At 50.9% G+C, this 23,696-nt stretch carries 26 protein-coding genes and 1 pseudogene; 23 read left to right on the top strand and 4 right to left on the bottom strand.

The window, feature by feature from the left end; all coding sequences use genetic code 11:
- The first annotated feature begins 7 nt into the window (after positions 1 to 7).
- From QQF33_RS14615 to QQF33_RS14570, 10 genes are all read left to right on the top strand, one after another.
- Positions 8 to 2,152 carry a portal protein gene (locus QQF33_RS14615; protein ID WP_285158032.1) on the top strand — a complete coding sequence of 715 codons (2,145 nt, stop codon included), beginning with the start codon at positions 8 to 10 and terminating at the stop codon, positions 2,150 to 2,152.
- A complete protein-coding gene (locus QQF33_RS14610) occupies positions 2,152 to 3,087 on the top strand; it encodes a hypothetical protein (RefSeq protein ID WP_285158031.1) in 936 nt (311 codons plus the stop codon). The genes QQF33_RS14615 and QQF33_RS14610 overlap by 1 nt, the downstream gene beginning before the upstream one ends.
- A 93-nt stretch (positions 3,088 to 3,180) precedes the next feature.
- Positions 3,181 to 4,467 (top strand): P22 phage major capsid protein family protein, encoded by a 1,287-nt coding sequence (locus QQF33_RS14605; protein ID WP_285158030.1) that lies wholly within the window; start codon positions 3,181 to 3,183, stop codon positions 4,465 to 4,467.
- 54 nt (positions 4,468 to 4,521) lie between these two features.
- Positions 4,522 to 4,914 carry a hypothetical protein gene (locus tag QQF33_RS14600; RefSeq protein WP_285158029.1) on the top strand — a complete coding sequence of 131 codons (393 nt, stop codon included), beginning with the start codon at positions 4,522 to 4,524 and terminating at the stop codon, positions 4,912 to 4,914.
- Positions 4,915 to 4,919: 5 nt separating this feature from the next.
- A complete protein-coding gene (locus QQF33_RS14595; protein ID WP_285158028.1) occupies positions 4,920 to 5,384 on the top strand; it encodes a packaged DNA stabilization gp4 family protein in 465 nt (154 codons plus the stop codon).
- Entirely contained in the window at positions 5,377 to 7,137 is a 1,761-nt protein-coding gene (locus tag QQF33_RS14590) for a packaged DNA stabilization protein (RefSeq protein WP_285158027.1), read from the top strand. Before QQF33_RS14595 ends, QQF33_RS14590 begins: the two co-directional genes overlap by 8 nt.
- Complete coding sequence (locus QQF33_RS14585) at positions 7,137 to 7,394, top strand: hypothetical protein (protein WP_285158026.1); 258 nt, start codon at positions 7,137 to 7,139, stop codon at positions 7,392 to 7,394. The genes QQF33_RS14590 and QQF33_RS14585 overlap by 1 nt, the downstream gene beginning before the upstream one ends.
- 1 nt (position 7,395) lies before the next feature.
- Complete coding sequence (locus QQF33_RS14580; RefSeq protein ID WP_285158025.1) at positions 7,396 to 8,073, top strand: hypothetical protein; 678 nt, start codon at positions 7,396 to 7,398, stop codon at positions 8,071 to 8,073.
- An 11-nt stretch (positions 8,074 to 8,084) separates the two neighbouring features.
- Positions 8,085 to 9,389: a hypothetical protein gene (locus tag QQF33_RS14575; RefSeq protein WP_285158024.1), complete on the top strand. Its 1,305-nt coding sequence runs from the start codon at positions 8,085 to 8,087 to the stop codon at positions 9,387 to 9,389.
- 2 nt (positions 9,390 to 9,391) lie between these two features.
- Entirely contained in the window at positions 9,392 to 11,653 is a 2,262-nt protein-coding gene (locus QQF33_RS14570) for a hypothetical protein (RefSeq protein WP_285158023.1), read from the top strand.
- A 28-nt stretch (positions 11,654 to 11,681) separates the two neighbouring features.
- On the opposite strand, the gene QQF33_RS25865 is transcribed toward QQF33_RS14570, so the two are convergent.
- Positions 11,682 to 12,275 (bottom strand): Rha family transcriptional regulator, encoded by a 594-nt coding sequence (locus QQF33_RS25865; protein ID WP_390888478.1) that lies wholly within the window; start codon positions 12,273 to 12,275, stop codon positions 11,682 to 11,684.
- Between the two features lie 260 nt (positions 12,276 to 12,535).
- A complete protein-coding gene (locus tag QQF33_RS14560; RefSeq protein WP_285158021.1) occupies positions 12,536 to 12,754 on the bottom strand; it encodes a hypothetical protein in 219 nt (72 codons plus the stop codon).
- Between the two features lie 257 nt (positions 12,755 to 13,011).
- Between QQF33_RS14560 and QQF33_RS14555 the strand changes: the two genes are divergently transcribed.
- From QQF33_RS14555 to QQF33_RS14515, 8 genes are all read left to right on the top strand, one after another.
- Positions 13,012 to 14,445, top strand: coding sequence for a phage tailspike protein (locus QQF33_RS14555; protein WP_285158020.1), 1,434 nt, complete (start codon positions 13,012 to 13,014; stop codon positions 14,443 to 14,445).
- Positions 14,445 to 15,668 (top strand): prophage tail fiber N-terminal domain-containing protein, encoded by a 1,224-nt coding sequence (locus QQF33_RS14550; RefSeq protein WP_285149541.1) that lies wholly within the window; start codon positions 14,445 to 14,447, stop codon positions 15,666 to 15,668. Before QQF33_RS14555 ends, QQF33_RS14550 begins: the two co-directional genes overlap by 1 nt.
- 1 nt (position 15,669) lies before the next feature.
- Positions 15,670 to 16,107: a tail fiber assembly protein gene (locus QQF33_RS14545; protein WP_285158019.1), complete on the top strand. Its 438-nt coding sequence runs from the start codon at positions 15,670 to 15,672 to the stop codon at positions 16,105 to 16,107.
- A gap of 14 nt (positions 16,108 to 16,121) precedes the next feature.
- The gene (locus QQF33_RS14540; RefSeq protein WP_285158018.1) at positions 16,122 to 16,394 is read left to right on the top strand and encodes a hypothetical protein; all 273 of its coding nucleotides are present in this window, start codon (positions 16,122 to 16,124) and stop codon (positions 16,392 to 16,394) included.
- Between the two features lie 5 nt (positions 16,395 to 16,399).
- Positions 16,400 to 16,942, top strand: a complete 543-nt coding sequence (locus tag QQF33_RS14535) for a hypothetical protein (RefSeq protein ID WP_285158017.1) — start codon at positions 16,400 to 16,402, stop codon at positions 16,940 to 16,942.
- 359 nt (positions 16,943 to 17,301) lie between these two features.
- On the top strand, positions 17,302 to 18,297 hold the full coding sequence (locus QQF33_RS14530; protein WP_285158016.1) for a hypothetical protein: 996 nt from the start codon (positions 17,302 to 17,304) through the stop codon (positions 18,295 to 18,297).
- 63 nt (positions 18,298 to 18,360) lie between these two features.
- Positions 18,361 to 18,747 (top strand): hypothetical protein, encoded by a 387-nt coding sequence (locus tag QQF33_RS14525; RefSeq protein ID WP_285158015.1) that lies wholly within the window; start codon positions 18,361 to 18,363, stop codon positions 18,745 to 18,747.
- A 994-nt stretch (positions 18,748 to 19,741) separates the two neighbouring features.
- On the top strand, positions 19,742 to 20,179 hold the full coding sequence (locus QQF33_RS14515) for an ECs1072 family phage-associated protein (RefSeq protein WP_285149547.1): 438 nt from the start codon (positions 19,742 to 19,744) through the stop codon (positions 20,177 to 20,179).
- Here QQF33_RS14515 and QQF33_RS14510 read toward each other — a convergent pair.
- On the bottom strand, positions 20,172 to 20,354 hold the full coding sequence (locus QQF33_RS14510) for a hypothetical protein (RefSeq protein ID WP_285149548.1): 183 nt from the start codon (positions 20,352 to 20,354) through the stop codon (positions 20,172 to 20,174). The two genes, QQF33_RS14515 and QQF33_RS14510, sit on opposite strands and share 8 nt — an antisense overlap.
- A gap of 141 nt (positions 20,355 to 20,495) precedes the next feature.
- Here QQF33_RS14510 and QQF33_RS14505 point away from each other — a divergent pair, with 141 nt between their 5' ends.
- Entirely contained in the window at positions 20,496 to 20,666 is a 171-nt protein-coding gene (locus QQF33_RS14505; protein ID WP_285149549.1) for a hypothetical protein, read from the top strand.
- Here QQF33_RS14505 and QQF33_RS14500 read toward each other — a convergent pair.
- On the bottom strand, positions 20,657 to 20,986 hold the full coding sequence (locus QQF33_RS14500) for a hypothetical protein (RefSeq protein WP_285149550.1): 330 nt from the start codon (positions 20,984 to 20,986) through the stop codon (positions 20,657 to 20,659). The genes QQF33_RS14505 and QQF33_RS14500 overlap by 10 nt on opposite strands.
- 9 nt (positions 20,987 to 20,995) lie before the next feature.
- Between QQF33_RS14500 and QQF33_RS14495 the strand changes: the two genes are divergently transcribed.
- The 4 genes and pseudogenes from QQF33_RS14495 to QQF33_RS14480 all read left to right on the top strand — a co-directional run bounded on the left by QQF33_RS14495 (position 20,996) and on the right by QQF33_RS14480 (position 23,277).
- Positions 20,996 to 21,307 (top strand): hypothetical protein, encoded by a 312-nt coding sequence (locus QQF33_RS14495; RefSeq protein WP_285149551.1) that lies wholly within the window; start codon positions 20,996 to 20,998, stop codon positions 21,305 to 21,307.
- 87 nt (positions 21,308 to 21,394) lie between these two features.
- A pseudogene (locus tag QQF33_RS14490) lies at positions 21,395 to 22,153 on the top strand (ATP-binding protein).
- A 93-nt stretch (positions 22,154 to 22,246) separates the two neighbouring features.
- Positions 22,247 to 22,573, top strand: a complete 327-nt coding sequence (locus tag QQF33_RS14485) for a hypothetical protein (RefSeq protein WP_285149552.1) — start codon at positions 22,247 to 22,249, stop codon at positions 22,571 to 22,573.
- Positions 22,574 to 22,629: 56 nt separating this feature from the next.
- A complete protein-coding gene (locus QQF33_RS14480; RefSeq protein ID WP_285149553.1) occupies positions 22,630 to 23,277 on the top strand; it encodes a hypothetical protein in 648 nt (215 codons plus the stop codon).
- Positions 23,278 to 23,696 lie beyond the last annotated feature (419 nt).

Raw genomic sequence — 23,696 nt, 5'->3', positions numbered from 1 at the left:
ACTCCCGATGGATGAAGATAAATTTCACGCTACAGCGCTGGCGCGCTTCGACGCGTCCTGGTCACTGTCGAAAGACGTGCGCGAGGACTGCCACGCCGCTGGCCGTTTCTGCTTTGTTCCCGGCGCGCAGTATGAAGGGAAGACACAGGGCGGCAGCGATTACGCAGAAATGGCGAAGCGCTTTCCGAAGTTCGAAATCAACAAAGTCCGCGCCGAAGTTCTGCGGATCGTCAACGAGTACAAAAACAGCCGCATTGCCGCGAAGTTTCGCCCCGGCAGCAGTCAGGCCAGCGAAGATCTTGCCGACAAGCTGAACGGCAAAATGTTGGCCGACTCCGAGGACAGCGCGGCCACAGAGGCCAAAAACAACGCCTTTACCGAAGCGCTTTCCGCTGGCTTTGGCTGCTACCGCCTCAGCACGCTGACTGACGATGAAGAAGGCGACGACCTACCGCCGCAGATTGTCTTTGATCCCATTTATGACGCCACTGCAACAGTCTGGTTTGATACGGACAGTAAGCGCCAGGACAAAAGCGACGCGAACTGGGCCTTTGTGATGCACGCCATGACCCCTGCGAAGTTTAAGCAGGAATACGGCAATAAAGGTGATGACACTGAAGGCGACGCGGACTCCATGCCGCAGACGCTGGATGGTGGCCGCAATTATGATTACAACTGGACGAACGGCAACGTAATCAGCGTGGCGCAGTATTACGAGCGCCGCCGCGAAAACGTTAAATTTGTGGCGTATGTCAATCCGCTGACCGGTCATCGGGCGGTTTACGACGAAGAGCAGATCGCCGCCATTGAAGACGAGCTGGCAGCCGTCGGCTACCGGCAGATTGACGAGAAAACAAAAAAGGTCTGGCGGGTGTATTGCAGCGTCATCAGTGGCGATCGCGTTCTTGAAAAGGCCGTGCGCCTGCCCGGCAGTTATATCCCGCTGGTACCGGTGTACGGCCAGCGCAACTATCTGGACAACGTCGAATACATCACCGGCCACGTTCAACCCTCAATGGATAGCCAGCGCCTGTATAACTACAGCGTGTCAGCCATTGCAAAAACGGCGCAGTTTGGCGGGCGCGCTATTCCGATCGTCAATGATGGTGAGGTGCTTGGCTACGAAAACGACTGGGCAAACGCGCTTTCTGACGATGCGGCATATGTTCGCCTGGCGATTCCGGATGACGTGGAGGGCACAAACCGCGCGAGCTATCGCCCCGGCCTACTGGGCACACTTCCTCCCGTTCAGGTACCTCAGGCTATTACACAGTTGCTGGAAGTATCAGACGGCGATATTACGTCCACCGCCGCTTCGGGGCAGTCCAATCAGGAAGTTCCAGGCAACGTTGCAAGCGAGACTGTTGCCAGCTTCATGACCCGCACGGACATGCAGTCTTACGGCTATATGGACAATATGGCGATCGCCGAACGTCATATGGCGAAAATCTGGCTGTCTATGGGGCGCGAGGTATACGGATCAGAACAGGAAGTACGCATTAAGCGCCCGGACGGTAGCGACGAAATCACGCACCTTTCCGTGCAGGTTATGGACCGTGAGTCCGGACAGATCACCGCAATCAACGACCTGACCACTGGTAAATACGATGTGGCGATCGACGTTGGCCCGTCGTTCGTGACTCAGCGTCAGGCAACTGTTGCCATGCTGGTAGAGCTGCTGAAAACCACGCCAGAGCAAAACCCGTATTACAACGTGCTTTACGCGATGCTGATTCAAAACGTTTACGCGCCGGGCATGGAGCCGCTGAAAGAGTTCAACCAGAAGCAGATGTTGCTCTCTGGCATCGTGCCGCCGAAAACGCCACAGGAAGCGCAGGAGATTCAGGCTGCACAGCAACAGCAGGCGCAGGCCGCACAGAACAGCCCGCAAGCGTTGCTGGCGAAAACCCAGATGATTCAGGCTGTAGCGAAGGCCCGCAGCAGTGTTGCGGATGAACTGAACGCTAAAGCGAAGGTTCTCGACACCATTACTGATACCTGGGTGAAAGAGGCGCAAGCCTACAACTACGTAAAGGGTGCCGACGCTAAATCCATCGACAGCGCTATGAATGTTCTTCAATCCGTTACGGACAACCTCGCCGCCGACATGGCTGCGCGTGTCCAGTCAACCACTTCACAGGAGATGCGCTAATGCCGCAGCCAAATACTGAAACCACCAATACCGAAACCACCACCGTAGCTGATCCTGATTTTGTGCCGCACGATCCGGGTGGTAATGACTTTGACTCTATGGAAATTGAGTCAGAAGAGGGGGGTGACGACGATAATAGCGGTGCCGGGGATGGCAGCACCAACAATGATAGCGACAGCGCCGACGACAGCAATGACGACGACTCTGATGCTGGCGATGGTGCTAACTCTGGAGAGGAAGAAAAAGACGGCATTTTCATCTACGACGATAAGCCGTTTGATCCAGAAAATACCCCCACAGAAACGGAAACAGAAAAGGCGCAGCGCCTTCAGATTCTGGAGCTGCAACAGAAGTTGTCAAAGCAACCTTCGGCAGAAACTGAGCCTACAGAGCCACTGAAGGAGCCTGGCTTTTATGATGCTGGCATTGATGGCGACCCGGATAAATATGCCGCTGCAATGAAAGCCTACGGTATTGAAGCCGGAAAGCGCGAGGCCGCACAGGAGGCTGAGAACCACAAGCAGGAGCAGCGCCGTCAGCAAGAAAGGGCGATTTACGAAACCAACGTACAAAACTACGACGCGCGCCGCGCAGCCATCAAAGCCACACTACCTGACATTGACCATGCTGATGTCATGCTGGCCCAAAACCTTCCGCAGATGCATCAGGCCGCAATCATGTGCGCCGGTCTGGAAAATCCAGAAATGGTGGTTTACGCGCTGTACAAAAGTCCTGAGCTGCGCGAAAAGCTGACCGCCGAAACCAACCCGATCCGCCTGGGCATGATGCTGGCTGATATCAGCAAAAAATCACGCCTCGCGCCGAAAGGGGAAAAACCACCAGTTAACAGAGAGCCACAGGTGAGAGGCTCACAGGGTTCGAATCCGAAGGGTAACGGCCTGCCAAAAGAATTCTCTTCCGCACAGTTTGAGTAACACCCACCGCAATCATTAAACCACTGACAAAAAGACCTTCACCGGCATAACGCGGGCGGGTTCTGCACGTCATTAACAAGGAGTAAAGCCACTATGGCCGGAAATAACATGAGCAAAAACGTCAGCCAGAAGGTGCTTCAGAAGTTCCTTCCAGAGTTCGCCAGTGATCTGGTACTGACTAAAACAATTGATCGTCAGATCATCGCCAACAAAATCGACAATACCACCGGCGACAGCATTCAGATCAAGCGCCCGCATCAGTTCAAGACTGAAAAAACCAAAACGGGCGACCTGACAGGAAAGGACCCTAGCGCACTGGTCGCAGCAACCGCCACGGCGAAAGTGGATGATTACATTACTGTCTATGTCAGCTGGTCCCAGTTGGAACAGGCGCTTGAACTCAACCAACTAGATAAAATCCTTAAGCCGATCGCCCGCACAATGGCGACTGAACTGGAAACGCGCGTTGCTAACTTCATGCTGGCGAACGGCGCGCTATCCATCGGTAATGCCGGTTCCGGCATCAAAGAATGGGATGAGGTTAGCCGTGCGGGGGCATTATTTGCGGATATGGGGCAACCCGGCACCAAATATGCCGCTCTGTCACCGTGGGCTATTTCTGCGCTGGCCGGTAAACAGATTGCGCTGGCAAATGGCGATCTGAACCGCAACGCATGGGAAAAGGCACAGATTCCGCGCAACTTCGCCGGTCTGGATGCAGTCTTTAGCACTAACTCACTGGCAACCCGCACTGCCGGGCAAGCCGCAGGCGTGGCAACGCTGACCGTTAAAACTGCGCCGACGATCGACTACACCTCAGTCAAAGACACTTATCAGTTCTCTGTTCCGCTGACCGGCGCAACGGCCAGCGTGAATGGTTTCCTGAAAGCTGGCGATCAGCTTGTCTTTAGCGCTACCGCCTGGGTTAACCAGATGAATAAACAGTCAATCATCGGTGACAGCGGCGACATCATCGCCTTTACCTGTACCGTTATGGCTGATGCCAACAGCGACGCCAATGGCAATGTCACCGTCACCTGCTCCGGTGTGCCGATTTATGACGCTGCCCTGCCGCAGTACAACACTGTTGCTCAGACCGTGGCTGCTGGTGATGCAGTTATGGTGCGTGGCGCGAAAAACAAGCTTATCAAGCCGTCTCTCTTCTACACCGATTCGTTTATGGGGCTGGCGACGATCAAGCTGCCTAAGCTGCACAGCATTGACTCATCAATCGTGAACTGGGAAGGGTTGTCAATCCGTGCGCACAAGTGGTCTGACGGCACCAAAAATAACCAGTTCATGCGTTTTGACCTGCTTCCGGCGTTTGCCTGCTTCAACCCGATGGAAGGCGGTCAGCTGGCTGGCGGTACCGCAGCTTAAACCCACCTAAAGGGGCTTTGGCCCCTTATCTTTCGAGTAAACGGAGAAATAACAATGTCACGAATGACGGTTTTCCATCACGCCAAAAATGAGGCGGGTTTTGTCGCAGCGGTTATCCATGTAGATGACTGCCATGTTTTTTATGGACTGGGCTTTGTCGAATCAGTTGATCACGTTGAACCGTATGCGCCGCCAGAAGACACAACCGGCGACCCTTCGGCACTGGTGAATGAGATAGCGCAGCTGAAGCAACAAGTCATCAATGAACAGGGCCAGCAAGCGCAGCTTAAACAGCAGCTGCTTGAATCCCAGGGCGAAATTAACGGCCTACAGCAGTTGCTTGAGCAGACGCGGGCGCAACTCTCCGCAGCGCGGGTAAAGAGTGACGCGCCGTTAACGGATTCTGACGGCGCAACCAAAGACCAGAAGAAAAACTCTAAGGCGTAATCATTATGATCACGAAAGGCGACATTGTAGACCTTGCGATCAGAAAGCTAATCGGCGACCGCTCAACCGCGTTAACCGGTATCGAGCCGGACAGTTACAGCAAAGCGGTTGAAGACCTTGAAGCGATGCTGGCGCGCTGGCAAAGCGACGGAATCGACCTGCTTTATAACTTCGCAGAAGATATGGACGTAAAGACATGGTCCCGCCATGACTCCGGCTTAGAACTCTGGATGAAAATGCCGGTGGCCTGCAATCTCGCCATTCTGATCGCGCCTGATTTTCACCGCGAACCGCCAGCAACCACCGTTGCGGAAGCGGGCCGGGGCTGGCGCTCAATTGCCAAAAAGTTTGGCAAATCCCGATCGCTAAAACCCGCGCTGCCGTTACCGGCCAGTGAAGGCGAAATGCATTCCGGGGAAGTCAATAACCCACACCCCGTAAATCCCGTAAGAGGTTTCCGCCGTGGATAAAACAACAACACTGCCGCTCATGAAGGGCACAGGCAAAAACCCGCTGATTTCCGATTACGTGAATCTGTTCCCCGTCAATATGCTGACCGTGCCGCCTAAAATCGTTACGGAAGGCGGCTACATGCGCAGCTTTCCTGGCGTGGTGAAACTTGCAGACGTGGACGGCGCGTCACGCGGGGTGCTGGCAAATCCGTTTGATAGTCTGGTCTACCGGGTATGTGGAAAAAAGCTTTATCAGGCGAGCGTTGAAATCGCCGATGTGGATGGAGAGGACCGCGTAAGCATGGCGGGGAGTGATAAATCAGTTGCTGTCGCAGCAGGCGGCCTGATGACGATCCGCAAAAACGATGGCACAACGTTTATGCTCGATAACTGGCCGCCCGCGAAATATTTTCCGGGTTCAACAGTCATTCTGGTGAGCGGCAATAAAGGCAGCGGTTTTGATGGCTCCTTGCCCCTGACCGAAACAATGACGGACAAAGGGCGGCTCATTCTGACGCTGACTCCGGCAACCACGTCCGGCGCGACAGGTGCAGTGCTGGAAGTTGATAAAATCCAGAAAACATTCAATCAGGATGTACCCGCAGCAGGAACGCCTTACCTCACTGATGTTTTTGTTTCTGGCTTCGATATTTCCGGCACCACGTTAACCGTTGGATATACGTTCAACGCGAACGGCGCTGACGGCAATGACAACACAGCCTTTGTATGGACTCAGGTTGTTGAGCCTTCGGACATTCTCTACGCGCAATACGACCTGGGCACCGTTGCTGATATCTGTCACGCAAACAGCCGCTATGCGTGGATTAAAGCTGGTACAAACACATTCGGCGTGACGGACATTGACGACGAGACACACCCCGATCGCTATCGACCGTTTATGACGGCAGAAGCATTCCCCGATCCTGCCGTGGGTATCGCTGCGCTGAATGGCGATATCGTTGTTTTCGGCACAGTATCGACTGAATTTTTCACACTGACCGGCTCCAGCGATACCACGAAGCCCATTTACAAAAGCCAGCGCGCCGCGCTTATTCCAGTGGGGATTGCGGGTGTTCACTGCAAGGCGCTTGTAGGTGAAAAATTTGCGGTCATCAGCAATCCGGCAGGGGGGAAGGTTTCCGTGTATCTGCTGGGTGACGGGCGCGCCACAGAAATTGCTTCCCCCGAAATATCCAGAGAACTGCAAAAGCTCAGGCCGGACGATCTGGCAAAGGGCGTTGTCGAGGCAGTGGGCGTCGGTATTCATCAGCTAATCATTGTGCGGGCCGGTTCGCTTGCCTGGTGCTATGACCTGACCAGTAAAAACTGGTGCAATCTGACCAGCGGCCCGGACATGAAGCCCCATATCGCCACAGATTTTGCGCTGGAAATGGCGCGCATCACCTGTGGGGATATTCGTCACGGCCAGTTGGGCTGGCTGGATGAATCCACGGCGGCGCAGTACGGTGAACCACAGTCCCATATTCTCTATACCCCGATGTTTTCAGCACCCGGCGCAGTGCTGGCCGATCTGGAGCTGAATACCGCCAGCGGCACCGCCCAAAGCATTGAGCACCTGGCGATCTCCGCCACCACCGACGGGGCAATATTCCCTTATGAGGTGCAGGTAATCAGCGATGGCCCGCAGCGCTACACGGAGCGCGTGTTACTGCCGAACGTGGGTTACGTGGCAAAAGATATCGCTTTCCGCTTTCGCTCATTCTCTCGCACGCCGTTCACGGCGACGAGTTGCAAAATCAGGGTGACGTAATGTCCGACACATCCTCAGAAAAAAATAATGTTCGCGTTCACCTTAGCGACATTCCTGAATTCTTCTCTAAAGCGCTTAAATCCTTCATCACCCGGCAGCCTGATTTTAATGACGACGTCCAGGAAAGGCTGACGCAGTCCGCCAAACTCATGGAAGTTCTTAATCAAAAAATTGCCGTGATGGAGCGTGACGCAGCGCAGAACAAAGAAGAACTCGCCAAATTGCAACAGACAGTCAGACGACTGCAAGGGGGCTGATATGGGGCTTATTGGAAGCATGGGGGCGGGAAAGGCTGCCGCCGCGCAGGCCAAAGCGATGAAGGAGATCGCAAAAGGTTACGGCAAGGTGGGCCAAAAACAATATGACTGGATCTCCCCATGGATGAATGCTGGCACGCAGGCGCTCACTGCGCAAATACAGATGCTGGCGAACCCGATGAACAGTCAGGCGGCGCTTACAGATTACTACGCAGGGCCACAGTATGCGCAGGAGCAGGAGCAGGCACAATATGCCGCAGAAGCTGGCGCAGAGGCGGCGGGCGGTCTGGGAAATACCGCGACGTCTAACATTCTGGCTTCGGAGTCAACGCAGCTCGGCCAGCAATATTTGCAGGGACTGGGTAAAGCACGCTCTCAGCAGTTTCAGCAGCTGGGCGGCATATCCAGTCAGGGTCTTGGGGCCACAAAAACCATGGGTAACTGGGCTTATCAGGACTATAACTCAGCCGCAGGCTATCTGGCGCAGGCTGCCGGGCTTTCAGGACAGGCGACAATGGCACCGTATATGGCTGCAGATCAGGCCGCAACAATGGCAGGCGGAATGGGGCTGTACGGGCTTGGCGGCATGATGGGCGGTCAGGGCGGAAAATCTGGCGGGGATGGTAGCGCACTGAAAACCGCCGGTAAAGCTGCTGCAACGGCCTTAATGTTTTTATAAGGGGATGAATCATGGCATTAGGACGCGGCATGAGCGGCTCTGTACCTGATTATATTGGTATGGCGCAAAGCTCTGACAAGCTCGGCTTACAAAAGGCTCAGGGGGCAACAAGTCTGCTGGAGCATGGTTTTGATTTTGGGGCGAAGGTGGAAGATCGCCAGCGCATGCAGCAGGCGCGCGAAGCTTTCCAGGGTGCATGGAACAGCAACAATCCGGAAGACGTTCAGCGCGTTATGGCTGCGTTTCCTGAGTATGCCGCAAAAATTCAGAAGCTTATTGGCGTGCGTGACGATCAGCACCGTAAAGATGTCGGCTCTATGGCTGTGCAGCTTAGCGGTCTGCTTGAAGGTGGGGATACTCAGGGGGCACAGGATTACATACGCCAGCATAAAGGAATGTTTGACCCTTCCGGCATGTTCAGTGCTGACAGCGTGGCAAACGCCATCGGCGCAGCTGCGCAGGACCCGCAAAAGCTGGGCATGTGGAAGGACTGGGCAAAAAAACTGATGCTGAGCACGCTCAATCCGAAGGAGATCACCGACTGGGCGACAAGCCAACAAAAACTGGGCCTCGATGCTCAGCGTATCGCCAATCAGCTCGAGCTGGGCACGCAGCGGATCAACCTGCAAAGTCAACTGGGTGCGCAACGTAATCAACTTGGCTACGCAAGACTTGAGGAGGCTATTCGTAGTCACAACATGCTTAATGAGACTCGCAGAGAGGGTATAGCCCAAAAAGGGAAGCTGGCTGGGAGTATATCTCTCGCTCACATCAACCCCTTAATGACTTCACTTAGCAAACCTTACTCCAAGCAATTGAGAACGCTAGGAGATAAGCAGATGTACTTAGATCAGCTAAAAACAGATATTCAGTTGCAGCGATCGGGCAACCCGGCTGGCTATAACGCTTTGCTTACAGCTGTTGCAGGGGTCGATAACCCTAACGTTAGTCCGAAAGAAGGGGCGATAGAGCGCATTGGCAACATTGGCGGACTTGGAGAGCAAGCCAAAAACTATCTCTCGAATAAGACCGGAGGGGTAATGACCTCGGAGGCTCTCGATCAGATCGAAGGCTTCTTGAATGCCCATCAAACCGACACGAACATGGAGCGGCAGGGTATTCATAACAAAATTTACAGCGCTGCAATGCCGTTTGTGAAAGATCCTGTGTTAGCTGCCGCCGTGGCTGATACCGTTTCGGCAGGTGGAGCGGTCGATGCTGCTGCCCCAGCAATATCTACAAGTGAGGCTCAAAATGATCGCGCTACAAAGCAGATCGAGGACATGACCGACGACGAACTACTTGATGGGCTCTGATTATGGCGACAAAAGAAGAGAAATACGCTGAAGCATATCGCCGGGGAATACTCCCGGCTGATAAAAAAGCAAAATATGAAGAGGCTGTTCGTCGTGGGTTAATGTCGAACCCTGAGCTTAAGGCAAAGCTGGCTGGTGTGGACCTCCCTGATATTGATATTCCCGAGCAGAAACAACCAACCCGCCTGCAAAAAGTGGAAGACTGGCTTACTGGGGGGCAGAGCGCCTCACAGATAACTGAACAGGCTGGGAGGGGGCTGGCTAATATCCCCTTTGATTTGCTTCAAGGTGGCGCGAGCCTCATTAACGCAGCAAGCCAAAATTTAGGCGGTCCGAAATTACTGGAGGATGTTTATCGCCCGGTCGACCGACCAACGGATCCTTACGCTCAAACTGGCGAAGTAATGGGTGATTACCTCGCCCCTGGTGCAGGTCCGGCTGGTGGGATGATTCTTGGGTCACTCGCTGAGGCCTCCAACGAGGAAGGTGATTTTGCAAAAAACGCCGCGTGGAATGGTCTGGCAAACCTCATAGCTCACGGAATGATGATTGGAATGGTTAAAGGGGTGGATTTAGGGCGTTCAGCAATCAAAGGGAAGGGCGTTCTGAAGGATATTGCCGAAGACCCAAAAGCCGCCGTCGAGAAAATTACGGAAGAAGTTAAATCTCAAGGGCCTTCATATTCTGCCAGTTTCACTCCCAAGCCAGATGTTGAGACGACACCGGCAGGCGAGGATAAGATTCTAAGTGTTATCGATGAATTGCGAAACACCGCCCAGAGGCCTGGTGCAAAGAATATTCAGCAGATAATGCAGCAGATCCAGCCGCGACAGGATGTCATTGATGCGGCGGAAAAACTTGGCATTGATAAAGCCGATCTTCTTGAGTCGCATTATTCTGGCAATGAAGCCTTTAAGCAGGTTCAGCAGGCATTTGCCTCTGAAATAGGAAGTCCGCTTTATCAGCGGGAATTGGGTGCTATTAACTCAATTGCAAAAAAAGCCGCTGATATTACGGATTTAGCTGGGGCGATGCCGGATAAACAAGCTATGAATGAGCGGTTTATCAAGGAGTTCTATGATACTCGGCAAAAACTATTAAACGAAGAAAACACCCTTTTCAGTGAGATAGGGAAGAATCTGCCAGCCCGGCAGGATGTTGAAGCGCCCAATACGATCGCGTATCTGAAAAATAAGGCTGATGATTTAAAAGGGGTTGAATTTCTGTCACCAGTCGAGCAACGCGTTTTTCGCGCCCTATCTAAGGGTGAGAATGGAGAGCTTCCTACTATAGCGAGACTGGAAAGTCAGCGCCGCCAGGTGGGCGCAATGTTGGATAACTCAATGTTCGGATCCGCAGAAGAGCGGGATCTTGAAGAGCTTTACGCTCATTTAAAGAAAGATAAAGCATTGGCCGCGAAAGATGCCGGTATGGGGGAAAGGCTTCAACAGGCGAACGCACTCACTGAGCAGCGGAAGTTGATGGAAAACAATGTCCGCAGTCTCCTTGGGAAGGGTTTATCCGGGGACATTATGTCTAAAGCCAAAAGCGCAATGGATGGCTTGATGAAGGGAAATACGAAGGCTTATCAAGAGTTAAAAAGAGGCGTTCCTGATAAAAACATGCGAAGGGATATCCTCGCCACGGCATTGAAAGATGCTTTCCGTACCGGTTCCAAAACAGAGGGTGAATTCAACTTGCCGGGCTTTGTGAAGTTTTTCTCCGGCCTGCAAAGAAACGGCACCCTGCGCCTTGTCGCTGATGAGCTTGGTCCTGACACTATGAAGCAAATGGGGGATTTGTACATTCTCAGTCAAGCTGTCAATGGCGCAAGGCGCTACCACATTACAACCGGCAAGCTTGCAACATTCCTGGATAAGTTCGATAAGCCGGAAGGGTTCGTTGATAAGCTGAAAAAACACGGTAAAAAAACCGCTCTTGGTTACGCCGTTGCACACATACCGATTATCGGCCCCGTTGCTGGACCTGCAATCATCGCCACTGCTGCCGCTAAGGATGCGGTTAAACCGGCGGCATCGGATGCTGTAGCGCAGCTGATGAATTCCCCTGTATGGCGGCGCGCGGTTGATGGGGCTAAATCTCCGGCAGCAACCCAGAATGCGATAGCGGGAGATTTAGAGAAAAGGATCAGTAAACTGGATGCCTGGAAGGAATTTTACCGTGGGATTTCCACTAAAGACAAACAGGCCATTGCGCGCATTGGTGTTATTGCGTGGCTAAGCGGTTCGAGTAGAGAAGAATAACCCCGGCGCTGACCGGGGCTGGGTGCAATCAGAACGGTAGCGCTTTCAAATAGGCTTGCCTGGTATCTTCAATCAGTCCGGCTATGCCTGTGGTTGTCATATTGGCTAGCATCTGAAAAGAAATCACCACCAGGCCTTTTCTCTTCGCCATATCGGAAAATGAGTCAAAGCTCATGACTATCTCATCGGGCATTATTGGTCTGCTGCATACTGGGATGTGGTTTTCGAAGTAGGTAAGAATGGAGTAATCACCATTGGGTTGAGTTGGTGGCTGTGATTGACGCTTAGCAAGCTCAATTTCCATTCTGTCGAACTCGGCAATGTAAGTCTCTTTGAATGCAGCAGCCTTTTTGCCAGTGAATCCCATCACCAGGAAGATGAAGCCGTTTTTGGTCATTTCGTAGGCTTCGATTTCGCGATCATTGAATCCAGCAGTGACGGTTACAACGACGGCTGAAAAGTTAGCTGTCGTGAAAGCCGGGGAGCATTCGAGGGATCGTATCTTCTGGAGGACATTTTTGTGCTCTTTTCCGAAGAAGTTGGCAACAGCTATGGAGGTGGTTACCGGGCGATTGTTGTGCACGGTGATTTCTGGGATAACGCAGGAGATTGATTCGATCATGGTGTAAACCCTTTAGTTTTTTCTAGTGAGCACCAAAGGTGGCGCCGGGAGGCTAGAAACGGCCTAAAGTACCGCAGACTTATTCCCCTTTCGGGTGTTGTATTCGTCGTCCTCCCGACTTTGATCGGGGTGGTGACCGCAGTTTGCGATCGCCGAATGACAGGCATAAAAAATCCAACACTGGTGTAGGGGTTGGTCAGCTACTTCAGGAGGTTTCTAGGCCTCACACAGCGGACTATACGCCAGTGTTGGATTTGATGTCAATCTCGCCTTACGTGTTTAAGTAGATCTTCATTGGGCCACTTAAAGAACGCCAACGACCAAAATGCTAGAAGAGATACTCCCGGTATTGACAAGGCAATTGCCATACCCCAGCCATAACCTGCTTTACGTGCAATTCTGATCGCCGGGACTAAATTAAAAAATAAAATTACCGACACCATGATAATTAATGTTAACGGTGAGCCTTGCTCTTTCATTTGTCTTTCCTGTTTTTGACTGAATTTATTTTTGTTAGATCCGTCTTGGATAAATAAGCATAAGTAAAAATATTAACAACAGGGATCGGTGTTAATAGGAAAAGCCAGATGCTTACGTTAATTTTCTTAAGGGTTTTGTACTGGAAGTAATAAAGTAGAATAAATAGAAATAAAATTATCACTTGCCATACCGATATTCCAAACATAAATCAATCCATTTCCTAAATATATTAACGTTAATTATTTACAGAGGTTATATGTCCAGTCTGGTCACAAACCCTACTGCACAATTTATAAACCCCCTATTTGGAAATCCTTGCGCTGACGCAAAGATATTCATCGGGAAAGTAAATACAGATGCAGCAAAGCCAGAAAACCGCCAGCAAGTTTATTTAATGCAATGGACTGATGAAGCCACGCTTAATAAAGTCCCATTGCCGCAGCCGCTGGAGACAAACAGCGCAGGTGTTATCGTTTATCAGGGATTACCGGTCACGCCCTGGGTGGATGGCGCATATTCAATAACGATTGTGGGATATGACGGCGCGCAACTGTACACCTCGTTTTACGTTGACGACCCAACGTACTGGCTACGCAAAGACCTCGCAACCGAACCAAAGAAAACGGCAGACGGTAAACACTACGATCCGGACGACGAGCACGGCGTAAACATGGTGGCCGGTGCCGCGCCAATTTTAAGCCCGGAATTTCAGGGGGTACCAACCGCCCCGACGCCGCCCGCAGGTGACAGCAGCACAAAGATCGCAACCACTGAGTTTGTGACCGAAGAAGTGCAGAAGATTGGCGATTCCGGCCCACTGGGGACTCATAGCTGGTATGTCGGTTCAACTCACCCGGCTAACTCTGTTGTTATGGACGGTTCGCAGCTCTCGAAAACCACTTATAAAGACCTTTACGCCATTATCGGCGACACCGTCGCCACGGCTAATGGCATGGTGCCGGATAGCGCTTCTTTTTATATTCCAGATCTTCGCTCACGATATATTCGCGGCACAGATAACGGCGCATCTCGTTCAAGTCATGCGCAGATGTTGAAGAATTACCCGGATGTTTTCAAAAAACATCACCATACCAGCCATTACACACTCGAGGGTGTGACGCTGGACGGCGACGACGATGCGCGTTTTTTGCGTCTCGATCCAGATAAAGCCAATGGCGGTGGATCATACGGAAGCGCGCCGGACGATATAACCAATGATGTTGGCGATTCTGAAACGATGCCAATGACCGTGCCCATGCTTCCGATCTTGTGGGTTACGCGCGCCTCCGCCACTGTTTCCACCTCTGTTTATGCCTGGCACGAAAAACCAGAGTACGAAGCCGCGCGCCCGGCCATCCACCATTACCACGAAGACACCGGGGAATATCTTGCTAGCTCACCTGCGCGCCCGTCACCGCTGGAGCCTGGCGTCTGGCTGACGCCAGCGCACGCCACGCAGCTAACACCGCCAGCGTCACGGCCTGGACATGTTCTCGCATTCCGTGAGGGTAATTGGCTGCATGATGCTGATCTCTTCCAGCAGCGGGAGCGGGCCAAAGAAGATGTCCGCCTGACGCGCGAACGGCGCAACACCGTTTTGATGGAAAACGCGAATAAGCACAAAGCGATTAATGAGTGGCTGAAACAGCAGGGCGCACCGTTCACGCTGGATGACCTGGAGAATATTTAATGCGTAATCGACTCAATCAACCCGCGCCGCTGGACCTGCCGCCGGTAGAAGTCATCCCGATCCGTATTTACGGCCAGCTCATTGGCCCCATGCAACGCCCGGAGGCATTCGTAAAAATATTGCTGAAGGCGATCACGACCAACCAGCTCGTTGTTCAGGATACCTGGTCTGAATGCACCGCCGATCAGGGTGGGAATTATGATTTTTCGGTCAACCCCGGAAAGTACGCCGTTTACTTTGAGCGCAGCGGCATTAAAACACGCGTGCAAAATATTCAGGTTTACTCGGACAGTGCGCCAGGAAACCTGCAATCGTTTATGTTATCGCCCGCGCCGGAATTACTCACGCCGCTGGTAGTTATGGAAATTAAATCCGCACTTGAGCTGGCATCCGCCGCCATGCTGCGTGCGCGCCAGTGGGCGGAAAACCCTGTTGATGTTCCGGTGCTGGATTTTGAGCAGGGCGCAGGCCCTGAATATTCCGCCTATCACTGGGCGCATAAAGCAATGGAAGCGCTGGACACTGATACCAATATCAACTGGCGCGGCGAATGGTCATCCACTGCCGCATACGCATTCCGCGATGCGGTGCGCTGGCGTCCTGATGCAAACACGGCATACAGCTCCTATTACTGCTTGGAAGCTAACACCAACCACACTCCGCCAACGATTGATGTGGGTGAAAATGAATTCTGGTCACTAATGGCGGCAGGCGGCACGAATGGGAAGGACGGTATTGATGGGAATGATGGTTCAGATAGCGTTGTTCCTGGACCACCTGGGCCAGCTACAACGCTTTCAATTGGCACAGTAACCGCTGTTCCATACGGTACCATCCCCACCGTTACGATTAGTGGCAATCCACCAAATCAAGTTCTGAATTTTAAACTTGAAACAGGACCGGAGGGGGCGGCGGCATCAGCAAACACGGCATCAAAGGCTGCAAACGGATGGTGGCAATGCGGAAGCACAGGCATTATTGAGCAGTGGATACAGGGTGGTACGGTTACATCTGATACAACAATTTCAGTTACTTTCCCTAAAGCTTTCCCGACAGCGTGCAGTATGGTTTTGGTGGGTACGCTAAATGCGGCCAGCGATCCAGATGCGGAAGCCATGTTCCAACTTGTTTCTAAGACCGCAACGGGATGTGTTGTTATTTCTAACAGAGCGTATGGCGATACAGGATCGGTCGCCCCTCTGATATATGCAGTGGGATATTGATATGGGCAAAATCTTTTATAGCGCCAGCAAAAGAGGATTTTTTCTTGAGGAGGACAAGGCGATTTATGAGGATGCGAGTGGATGGCCAATGGATGCCCTGGAAATATCTCAGCAGATGTATGAGGATTTGTTATCAGGGCAATCCAATGGCCAACAAATCATTCCTGATGCCACTGGATATCCTGTGCTGGTCACTCCAGAAGTTGACCCGACAGTCGTCACAGCACAAAACACCGATCAATTTAACCGCCTGCTGATTGCCACCAGTGCCGCTGCGTTTCCGCTGCAATCCGCCGTTACGCTCGGCATAGCTACATCAGAAGATCAAAGCGCGCTTGCAGCCCTGCAACAGTACGCTATTGACCTTGCAAACACAGATTTAAGCCAGAATCCTGCGGCGTTTCCTGCTGCACCGGCTGGCGTAAAACTTCCCATCTAATCAAAGGAAAAACAATGAGCACTATTAACAGCACTGTTAAGCCAGAAGACGGATGGTTTCCTCTTTACACCGGCCCGACAGCCAACCCCATTTCAGTTGAGAAAAGCAGTGGTAGTTCTGAAGCATACCTGGCGATCGGGACCGCATTACCTGTGCTTGATTTTGGACACAGCATTAGAAATGGTGAGTTAAAAAATGTCGTTCTTGAGGCGGGTGAAAATCTATACGTTAAATGCGTAGACAGCCTTTCACCGACAGCACAAAACATTTTCTCAGTAACGGATTAATCATCATGGGACAAATTTATAATTCTGAAGCGATCAGTATGGCTGCCGGTGGTGGTGATGGTGGTGTTACCGTTACGGTGCTGGAAAGCGGGGAATTTAATACCATCACAGCCGAGCCGGGTGTTTATTACCTGAAACCTGGGGTAACTATTGAGAACTGCCCCGATAATTTGATTGCCGTGTTTCACGCATTGGTGACAGTAAGAATAAAAGGGGAATCCGTAAACCTCATATTGCACGCTCATTTTAATCAAACGAGTGGGTATATTCATTGCGGTGAATGGGAGTTAATGCCTGATGGATCTGCATATCTCTGGTCTAGTCTTGGCCCCGGAGACAGCAGCAACCCATCGGCAGATAAAGATTTCCTTATTACTGCGACTATTCAATCAGGAAGAGGGGCCACCGGACCAGCGCCAGAGGATTACTATGTGGCGTTACTTGCAGGAAAGGTGTATGGCTTACTGACTCCAGAAGAGGATCAGGCACTTGAAGAGTTTACCGCAAAATCACTGGGAGAATTGAGGACGGCAAAAGAGAGTTTGTAAGCTAACCCCAACCCGCCACAGAGCGGGTTTTTTTATACCTCTGGAACTCACTATGAAGCTTATCCAGTGCCAAAAGCACTGCGCTGCGCTATCAGGAAAAGGGCGCGCCAGCTGCTGTGAATATCTTATCGAATCCCGCCGACAGTGCCTCGAGTGTCCGGTGTGGTTTACCCCGAAATTTCCCCGCCATATTTACTGCTCCGATGCCTGCAGGATGAAAGGATACCGCCGCCGGAATGGACCAAAACCCGCCGTAATGTAAAACCGTTACGCACGTGCGTAACATTCTGATAACTCAATAGAAACCCCGCATAAACCTGTCTATAACCACAGTGCTATCAACTCGAAAGGAGGCTGATATGCGCAACCTGACAGGTGGCGATTATGACGACAACGAATACCCAGAAGACCCGAAACCGGCAAGCCCGGTTAGCCAGGGTCCATCTGCTGTGCGCGTGCCGTCTGATTCGCCAAAACATGATGATGAAGGGGATTCTGAGATGGACAATCCATTCAAGAATGAAGTTGAGATTAAAGGTTTTCCTGTTCCTTATCCTATGCACGGCGGCTACGGTGGTGGCTACGGCGGTGGGTGTGGATTTGGTGGGGACGGTTTCGGCGGTGGTATCGGCGGTCTGCTGGTTGGTGCGCTGTTAGGCCGTGGTTTTGGCTTCGGCGGTGGTTTTGGTGGCGGTTACGGTGGCGGCGGTGGTTGTGGCGATAATGGCCGCGTGCTGGAAACCGCAATCCTGCAGCAACTGGGTAACGTTCAGGCCGCCGTGCCGCTGACTGCTCTGCAGACGCAGGCGCAGGTCGCTGAAAGCACCGGCAGCATCAACAACACCACGCTGCAACAGACCCTGATGCTGGGCGGCGAAATTGCTCGCGCATCGCTGGCAGGGCAGCAGGGTTTTGCCAACGTCAAAGATTCGGTCCAGAACAGCTTCGCTGTGCTGAATGCCGCAGTGCAGAACGCAACATCAGCTACAAACATCGGCACTTTGACCACTGCCATCGCAATCCGCGATGACGGCGACAAAACCCGAGCGCTGATCAGTTCTATTGACCGTGACAATCTGAACCGCCAGCTGACGGTCGCAGAAAACACGATCACCGAGCTGCGTCTGAATCAATGCCGCCGCGAAGACACCCACGGCCTGGAAATTCAGATGACGAACAACCAGAACCAGAACCAGCTCCAGTTCCAGGCGCAAGCGCAGGGTCTGGGCTGGCTGCAGCATGGTCTTAACGAGTGCAACCAGTGGGCAAAAGCCACTAACGCACAAGTTAACATCGGCTCTGGCACCCTGACGGGGGCAGCGCAGAACGCCGCACCCGTTAACGCCAAGCTTTAATCCTGGTGATTTAAATCGGCCCTTCGGGGCCGTTTTTCTGGATCTGGATGTCGAGGATAGAAAATGTATCCGTATGCCAATATGCCCCAGGCGAATCCGCTTGCCGGGCTCAATCTTTACGATCCGCAGGTTCGCCAGCTGGTGGCGCAGCATTACCCGCAATACGCCCACATGCTCCCGCAGGTGCAACAGCAGCAATATTACCCGCCACAGTATCAGCAGCAGCAATACGCGCCACCGCCGCCGCCTGCTGCCCCTGATTTTGGGCTTACGCTTGCTGAGCAGCAGTTTCTTTATCACAACGCGAACCTGATCCCGGCGTTTTACCAGACACCCGACGGGAAAGCGCTGAATAAAATGTTGGTGGAAGGGATGCAAAAAATGTTGGGGGTGAGTAGTGGCGCTAATACAGCCGCAGGGTCGCCCGCCCAACCCGGGCAGGCCACCTGACGACGGCGATTATGATGAGCGGGAATTGATAGCCATGGAAGGCAAAAAAACGTCCGAATCTCGTCCGAACATGTCCGAAATTTTGGGTAACTATATGATTTTCTGTGCCTGAAAACGCATCATGATCGGGGTGTTTTTTAATCTGAGTGATGCGTATTTTGTTGAAATGAAAGGAGAAAATAAAATCGAGGAATAAACAGGAATCGTATTCGGTCTCTTTTTATTTGTAAGTCACATCAGTAACTTACAGAAACCGCCCCGAAAATCCTCGAAATTTCCTCGAATTTCGATATCCGGTCTTTTCCTTTTATATCACAACAAAATCGGCCTTAACATTTTTTTCACAAGGAAAATTTAAATCATCACGTACTCTTTCTGACGCTTATCGAGGTACTTTTTGGTCATTTTCTCGGACTTGTGACCGAAAAGTTTTTGGGGAAATTCTTTGCCATAGGCTGCTTCTTAAAGCCGCCCGGAAAGGCTGCGGATCTCGTGAAAGGTTGTGGTGCCAAACTTCACCAGCACTGCAGTTCGAAGAATGGAGGACAGCTTAAACAACTGCGAAACCTCGCAATCTTCGTTTTTGAAAATCACAGTATTTCCGAACTTCACTTTTTAGGACAACATAATATTAACTCCTGAATTTAGGTTGAATGATTCCCTGCCCGTGAGGGCATAAATAAAGAAACGATAAATTTGCTGCTTAGTTAATTAACGCTTGCCCGCGCCCATCCAAAAGAATGGTTATCCAAATATCTTTCGTTCGGGTATTTTCCCGCAAATTACTTAAATAAAGAGAACCCTTTCGATTAGCTGACGCTTTCCAGATCTGGTCTTTATAAACAACCATCATGCCAGCCCGGACTCATCCCCTAATGACCTGTTGAGTTCCGTAATGTTGATGTTTCATGATGTCTCCTTTTTATGCCTGTCTTTTAACCACATCAGGCTCAGTGGTATACTGGTGTTCTCACACAACCAGTAAGGAAACGTTATGCAAAATTATCCTGCGCATTACATAATTTTTGGTAAGTACAAAGACCACGTAGCTCAGGTTCGAAATATTTCTATAAATAGTTCCGTAACACTCTCACAGATCAGCTGCGTTTATCATCGAGCAGCACAATTAACGCTTTTAGACGTTCTTCTGGAAACATACAGGCAGAAAAACAAAAGCATCTTTAATGACCTTCGTGGCAAACAAGCCCTGCATCATCTACTCTTCACCCGATACAACTGGCCGTTAGATAAGATCAGGAATCTGTCTTTAGAAGATGTTTTATTCATTCTTCACGATGACCTAAAAACTGATAAATTCGATCCGACAGTTGCAAAATACATTGACACTACATTAAGCAATTATCAGCAGATGAGTTTTCCTGATGTTATGGATGCTGAGTGGAATCCAGACTATGCGGAAGAACTTAAATAGATGCTTCACTGGTAAGTTGATCTATCCGTGATTCAATCTCAACCAGCACTTGTTCGATCTGCTGTTTTTCTGCAAGTGCTGCTCGAAGCGCTGATGCCTTTTGTGCTTTATCCTTCATCCAGGCATAGATCTGTTCATTCGTGAGTCCCTCCGCAACAATCTTTGGTTCTTTCATTGCGCATATCCTTTTTTATTGGCTGATTCATTAATATTCATCGGTTGAATATTAATGGGCGAAATATAGCACCTGCTTATTTTTACTCCTCAGGTGGCGGTGTTATCCTTACGGTAGTCCAAACCAAGTAAGGAAAATTGCATGTCTGATATTATCGACCCACCTACTTTCCCAGCACAGGCGGCACAACAGGTAATTATCGAGCTGATTAGAGCCGGTAAATTAACTGTTTCTGATGAAGGAATTTTCCTTCTGAAAGTCTATAACAGGCTCAAAAAGCAGTACGAGCAGGATAAAAAAAGTTACGAATAGAGTTCTTTAAAAGCTATTCGCACGGCGGATGCAGCTTCCTTTATATCCGCCGTATTTTGATTATTAACGCCTGGTGCTATTCTGATAAGGCTGCACCACAGAATTTCCAACACTCTCGCCTGAGCCACTTCTGGCAACTGATCCAGTTTAAGGCCGCTTTCTGGCGTACCCGCTGGCATTTTGAAAGTCATCGTTGTTTCGACGGTCTGTACCTGCGGAACCAACAGGTCGTATATTAGTTCGGAGAGCTCTTTATGCTGATATTTGTTGAAGCACAGGTACTGCTCGAAGAATTTCTGCCAGCCTGAAAAATACGCCACGATTTCTTCGTGGATTATCGCCAGCTTGGTGCCATCGGTTTCGCTACCCCCAAGGGGGAACGAGGCAACAAATCCGATTATTCGCCAGAGTTCGAAGAGGCCTGGTCGAAGTATTCCAAACGAGCTGGCGGCAACAGCGTACAGGCGGCGTTTAAAGCCTGGAATGCACGGATCAAATCTGGTGTTGCCGTGCAGGACATGATCGACGGCGCTGTGCGCTATGCGGCTTACATGCAGCAACTGGAAAAATTAATACCGAGTACGTGCTGCAGGCCGCAACATTCTTTGGCCCGTCCTGCCACTACGAAAACGAGTGGTTAATACCAACCCGGGGCAGGGATATCAACCACATCTCCCCGCCTGACAGTGCAATTCCACCAGGTTTCAGGGGGTAGACATGAAAAACGGATCTGCTGTTGGCGCACTGGAGCGCTGAAAAAAAATCTCCCGGCGGGCGTAACTCCCAAATTCAGCAGCGCCGCCGAGCTGATGGCGTGGCAGCAGGCCGAGGGCCGGAAGCGTGCCACCGAGGTGAGCAAGATAAACCAGCAGGCTCGTACTTAGAAAATTTTTGGGCGTTCGGGTATTCAGGAATTGCACCGCAGCTGCACGTTCGCCACCTAATGTGTCGAGGGGGAAGGGCAAAAACGAGCGCTGACGATGGCAAAAAGTTACGCGCAGAATTTTGGCACCGGCTTTGCCAGTTTTATTTTCAGCGGCAACCCCGGCACCGGAAAAAATCACCTGGCAGCAGCAATCGGTAATTACCTGCTGAAACAGGGCAAAAGCGTGCTGGTGGTGACCATACCGGATCTGACCATGCGCCTGCGTGCCTGCGTGCCTGCGTGCCTGCGTGCCTGCTACGACGGTGACGGGTCAGAATCGGCGGTGATTAACGATCTCTGCAGCGTGGATCTGCTGGTGCTGGACGACGTGGGTGTGCAGCGAGAATCCCGCGGTGAATGGGTGGTGCTGAATCAGATTGTGGATCGCCGCCTGGCAGCAATGAAGCCGCTCGGCGTGCTTACCAACTTGCACCACACAGAGCTCGAAAGGGTGATGGGGCCGCGCGTAATGGATCGCCTGACGATGGACGGCGCCATGTGGGTGAATTTTGATTGGGGAAGCTTCCGCGAAAGGGTGCGACACTTAAGAATTGTTAAGTGAATGCCGGACAAATCAGGACTATAATTCTATTAAATCTGTTCGAGCGGTACGATTTGTATGCTACATTTGCAATATCAAATGAGTGGGCGAAAAATGATTAAGAACAAAGGCTACAGTCTCGGTTTCACCAGCAATGATATTGAACGTATTGCTAAGAATTCGACCGCTGAGGTTGCAGCGAAGCAAATTGTGACCATCTCTGGTCGCAGCAATGGCACTGTTGCTGTAATGGGTTCTAGAGCTCAAGCTCCGTCACCTAAAGGTATTTATAGAGAACTTTCAGGGCGAAAAGCTCCGGCAAGGTCTAGTAAGCAAACCGAAGCCCTTGCTGGAAGTATTCTTTCGAAGAATTCTTCTGGCTATTCATCAAAACAGGCAGTAGACATGTTTAATCAGGCCTTTAAGAAAGTTAAAGCCTAAAAATATAGTTATTCTAAGCGCCTCCTTTTTGGGGGCGTTTTTATGTCTGGTGGGATATGACGCATAACAAAAAATGGGTGTTTTCTGAGTTAGTCAAGGACTCCAACGATCTAAGCCAGCTTATTGCTTATGCAATTTACAAGGCTGATAAAGACGGTGTGGCCAATGGATTGCGTGCACAGGGAAAGACAGAAGCAGAAATTCAGGTGAAATTAGATTCTTATCATGATTCCGTTGCAACGACTCTACGGTTGCAGCAAAGTTGTCGTGATCGAGCTGAAGCACTAATGATTACAGTTGTGAAAGGTATTGCTGATAAAACTAACAAACAGGCAGAACAGCAAATCAAAGCAATTAATGATGAAAATAAAAAAGCACTTGAAAAAGCAGGAACAAAAGCTGTTGATGAATATCACAAAAAAATCAAAAAGGACGTTCTCGAGAAGCAGTCTAAAAGCGCGTGGTGGTGGAGCTTTACGATTTCCGGCTTTTCTGGTGTATGGGCAACGATCGTCCTGATCATCATCGTATGGATCATAAGCATGGCTGCAGCGCCTGAAAGTGAAAGGAATCATCTTACAGGGAGCTTATTTAATCGAATGTGGAACTATGCAACTTCGTCACCATTACCTGATTCTGAGAGCGATATCGGCATTGGTAAAGATACATCCAGAATTGTGACAAGCCCTCCACAGAAGCCATAATCGCTGACAACAAGACATTGAAAAAGGAACCCGTTTTGGCGGTTTTTCTCATATCAAATAGTCTTCCAATACCTTCATCTCCTATAAGTGGTTAAAATATGTCTCATCCAAGCGTTTCAAAAAAGAAGAATTGAAACATAGTGTTAGAGTAATATTCTAACTTGACCTTGATCATCCACTGATGCATGATGCTGTATATAATTACAGTATTTGATAACGAAAAAGTTCGTGATGCCTGTCTCTAAACTGCCATATTCATACGATCAGCGTTTGAGTTAGAGGCTGTGTTTGCTTAACTGATCTGACGCGTGCGATGCACCGATCACCCTGGAGGCGCTATGGAAATCCCAGACAATCTTTTCCCCGGTCTTACGGAACACACAGGCCCGTGGACGTGATTGCACGATATTGACCGTAGC

The sequence above is a fragment of the Lelliottia wanjuensis genome, assembly GCF_030238365.1.
Classification (GTDB): Bacteria; Pseudomonadota; Gammaproteobacteria; order Enterobacterales; family Enterobacteriaceae; genus Enterobacter; species Enterobacter wanjuensis.
Note: the sequence above shows the minus strand (reverse complement) of the source record. Positions and strands in the feature narration are given on the sequence as shown.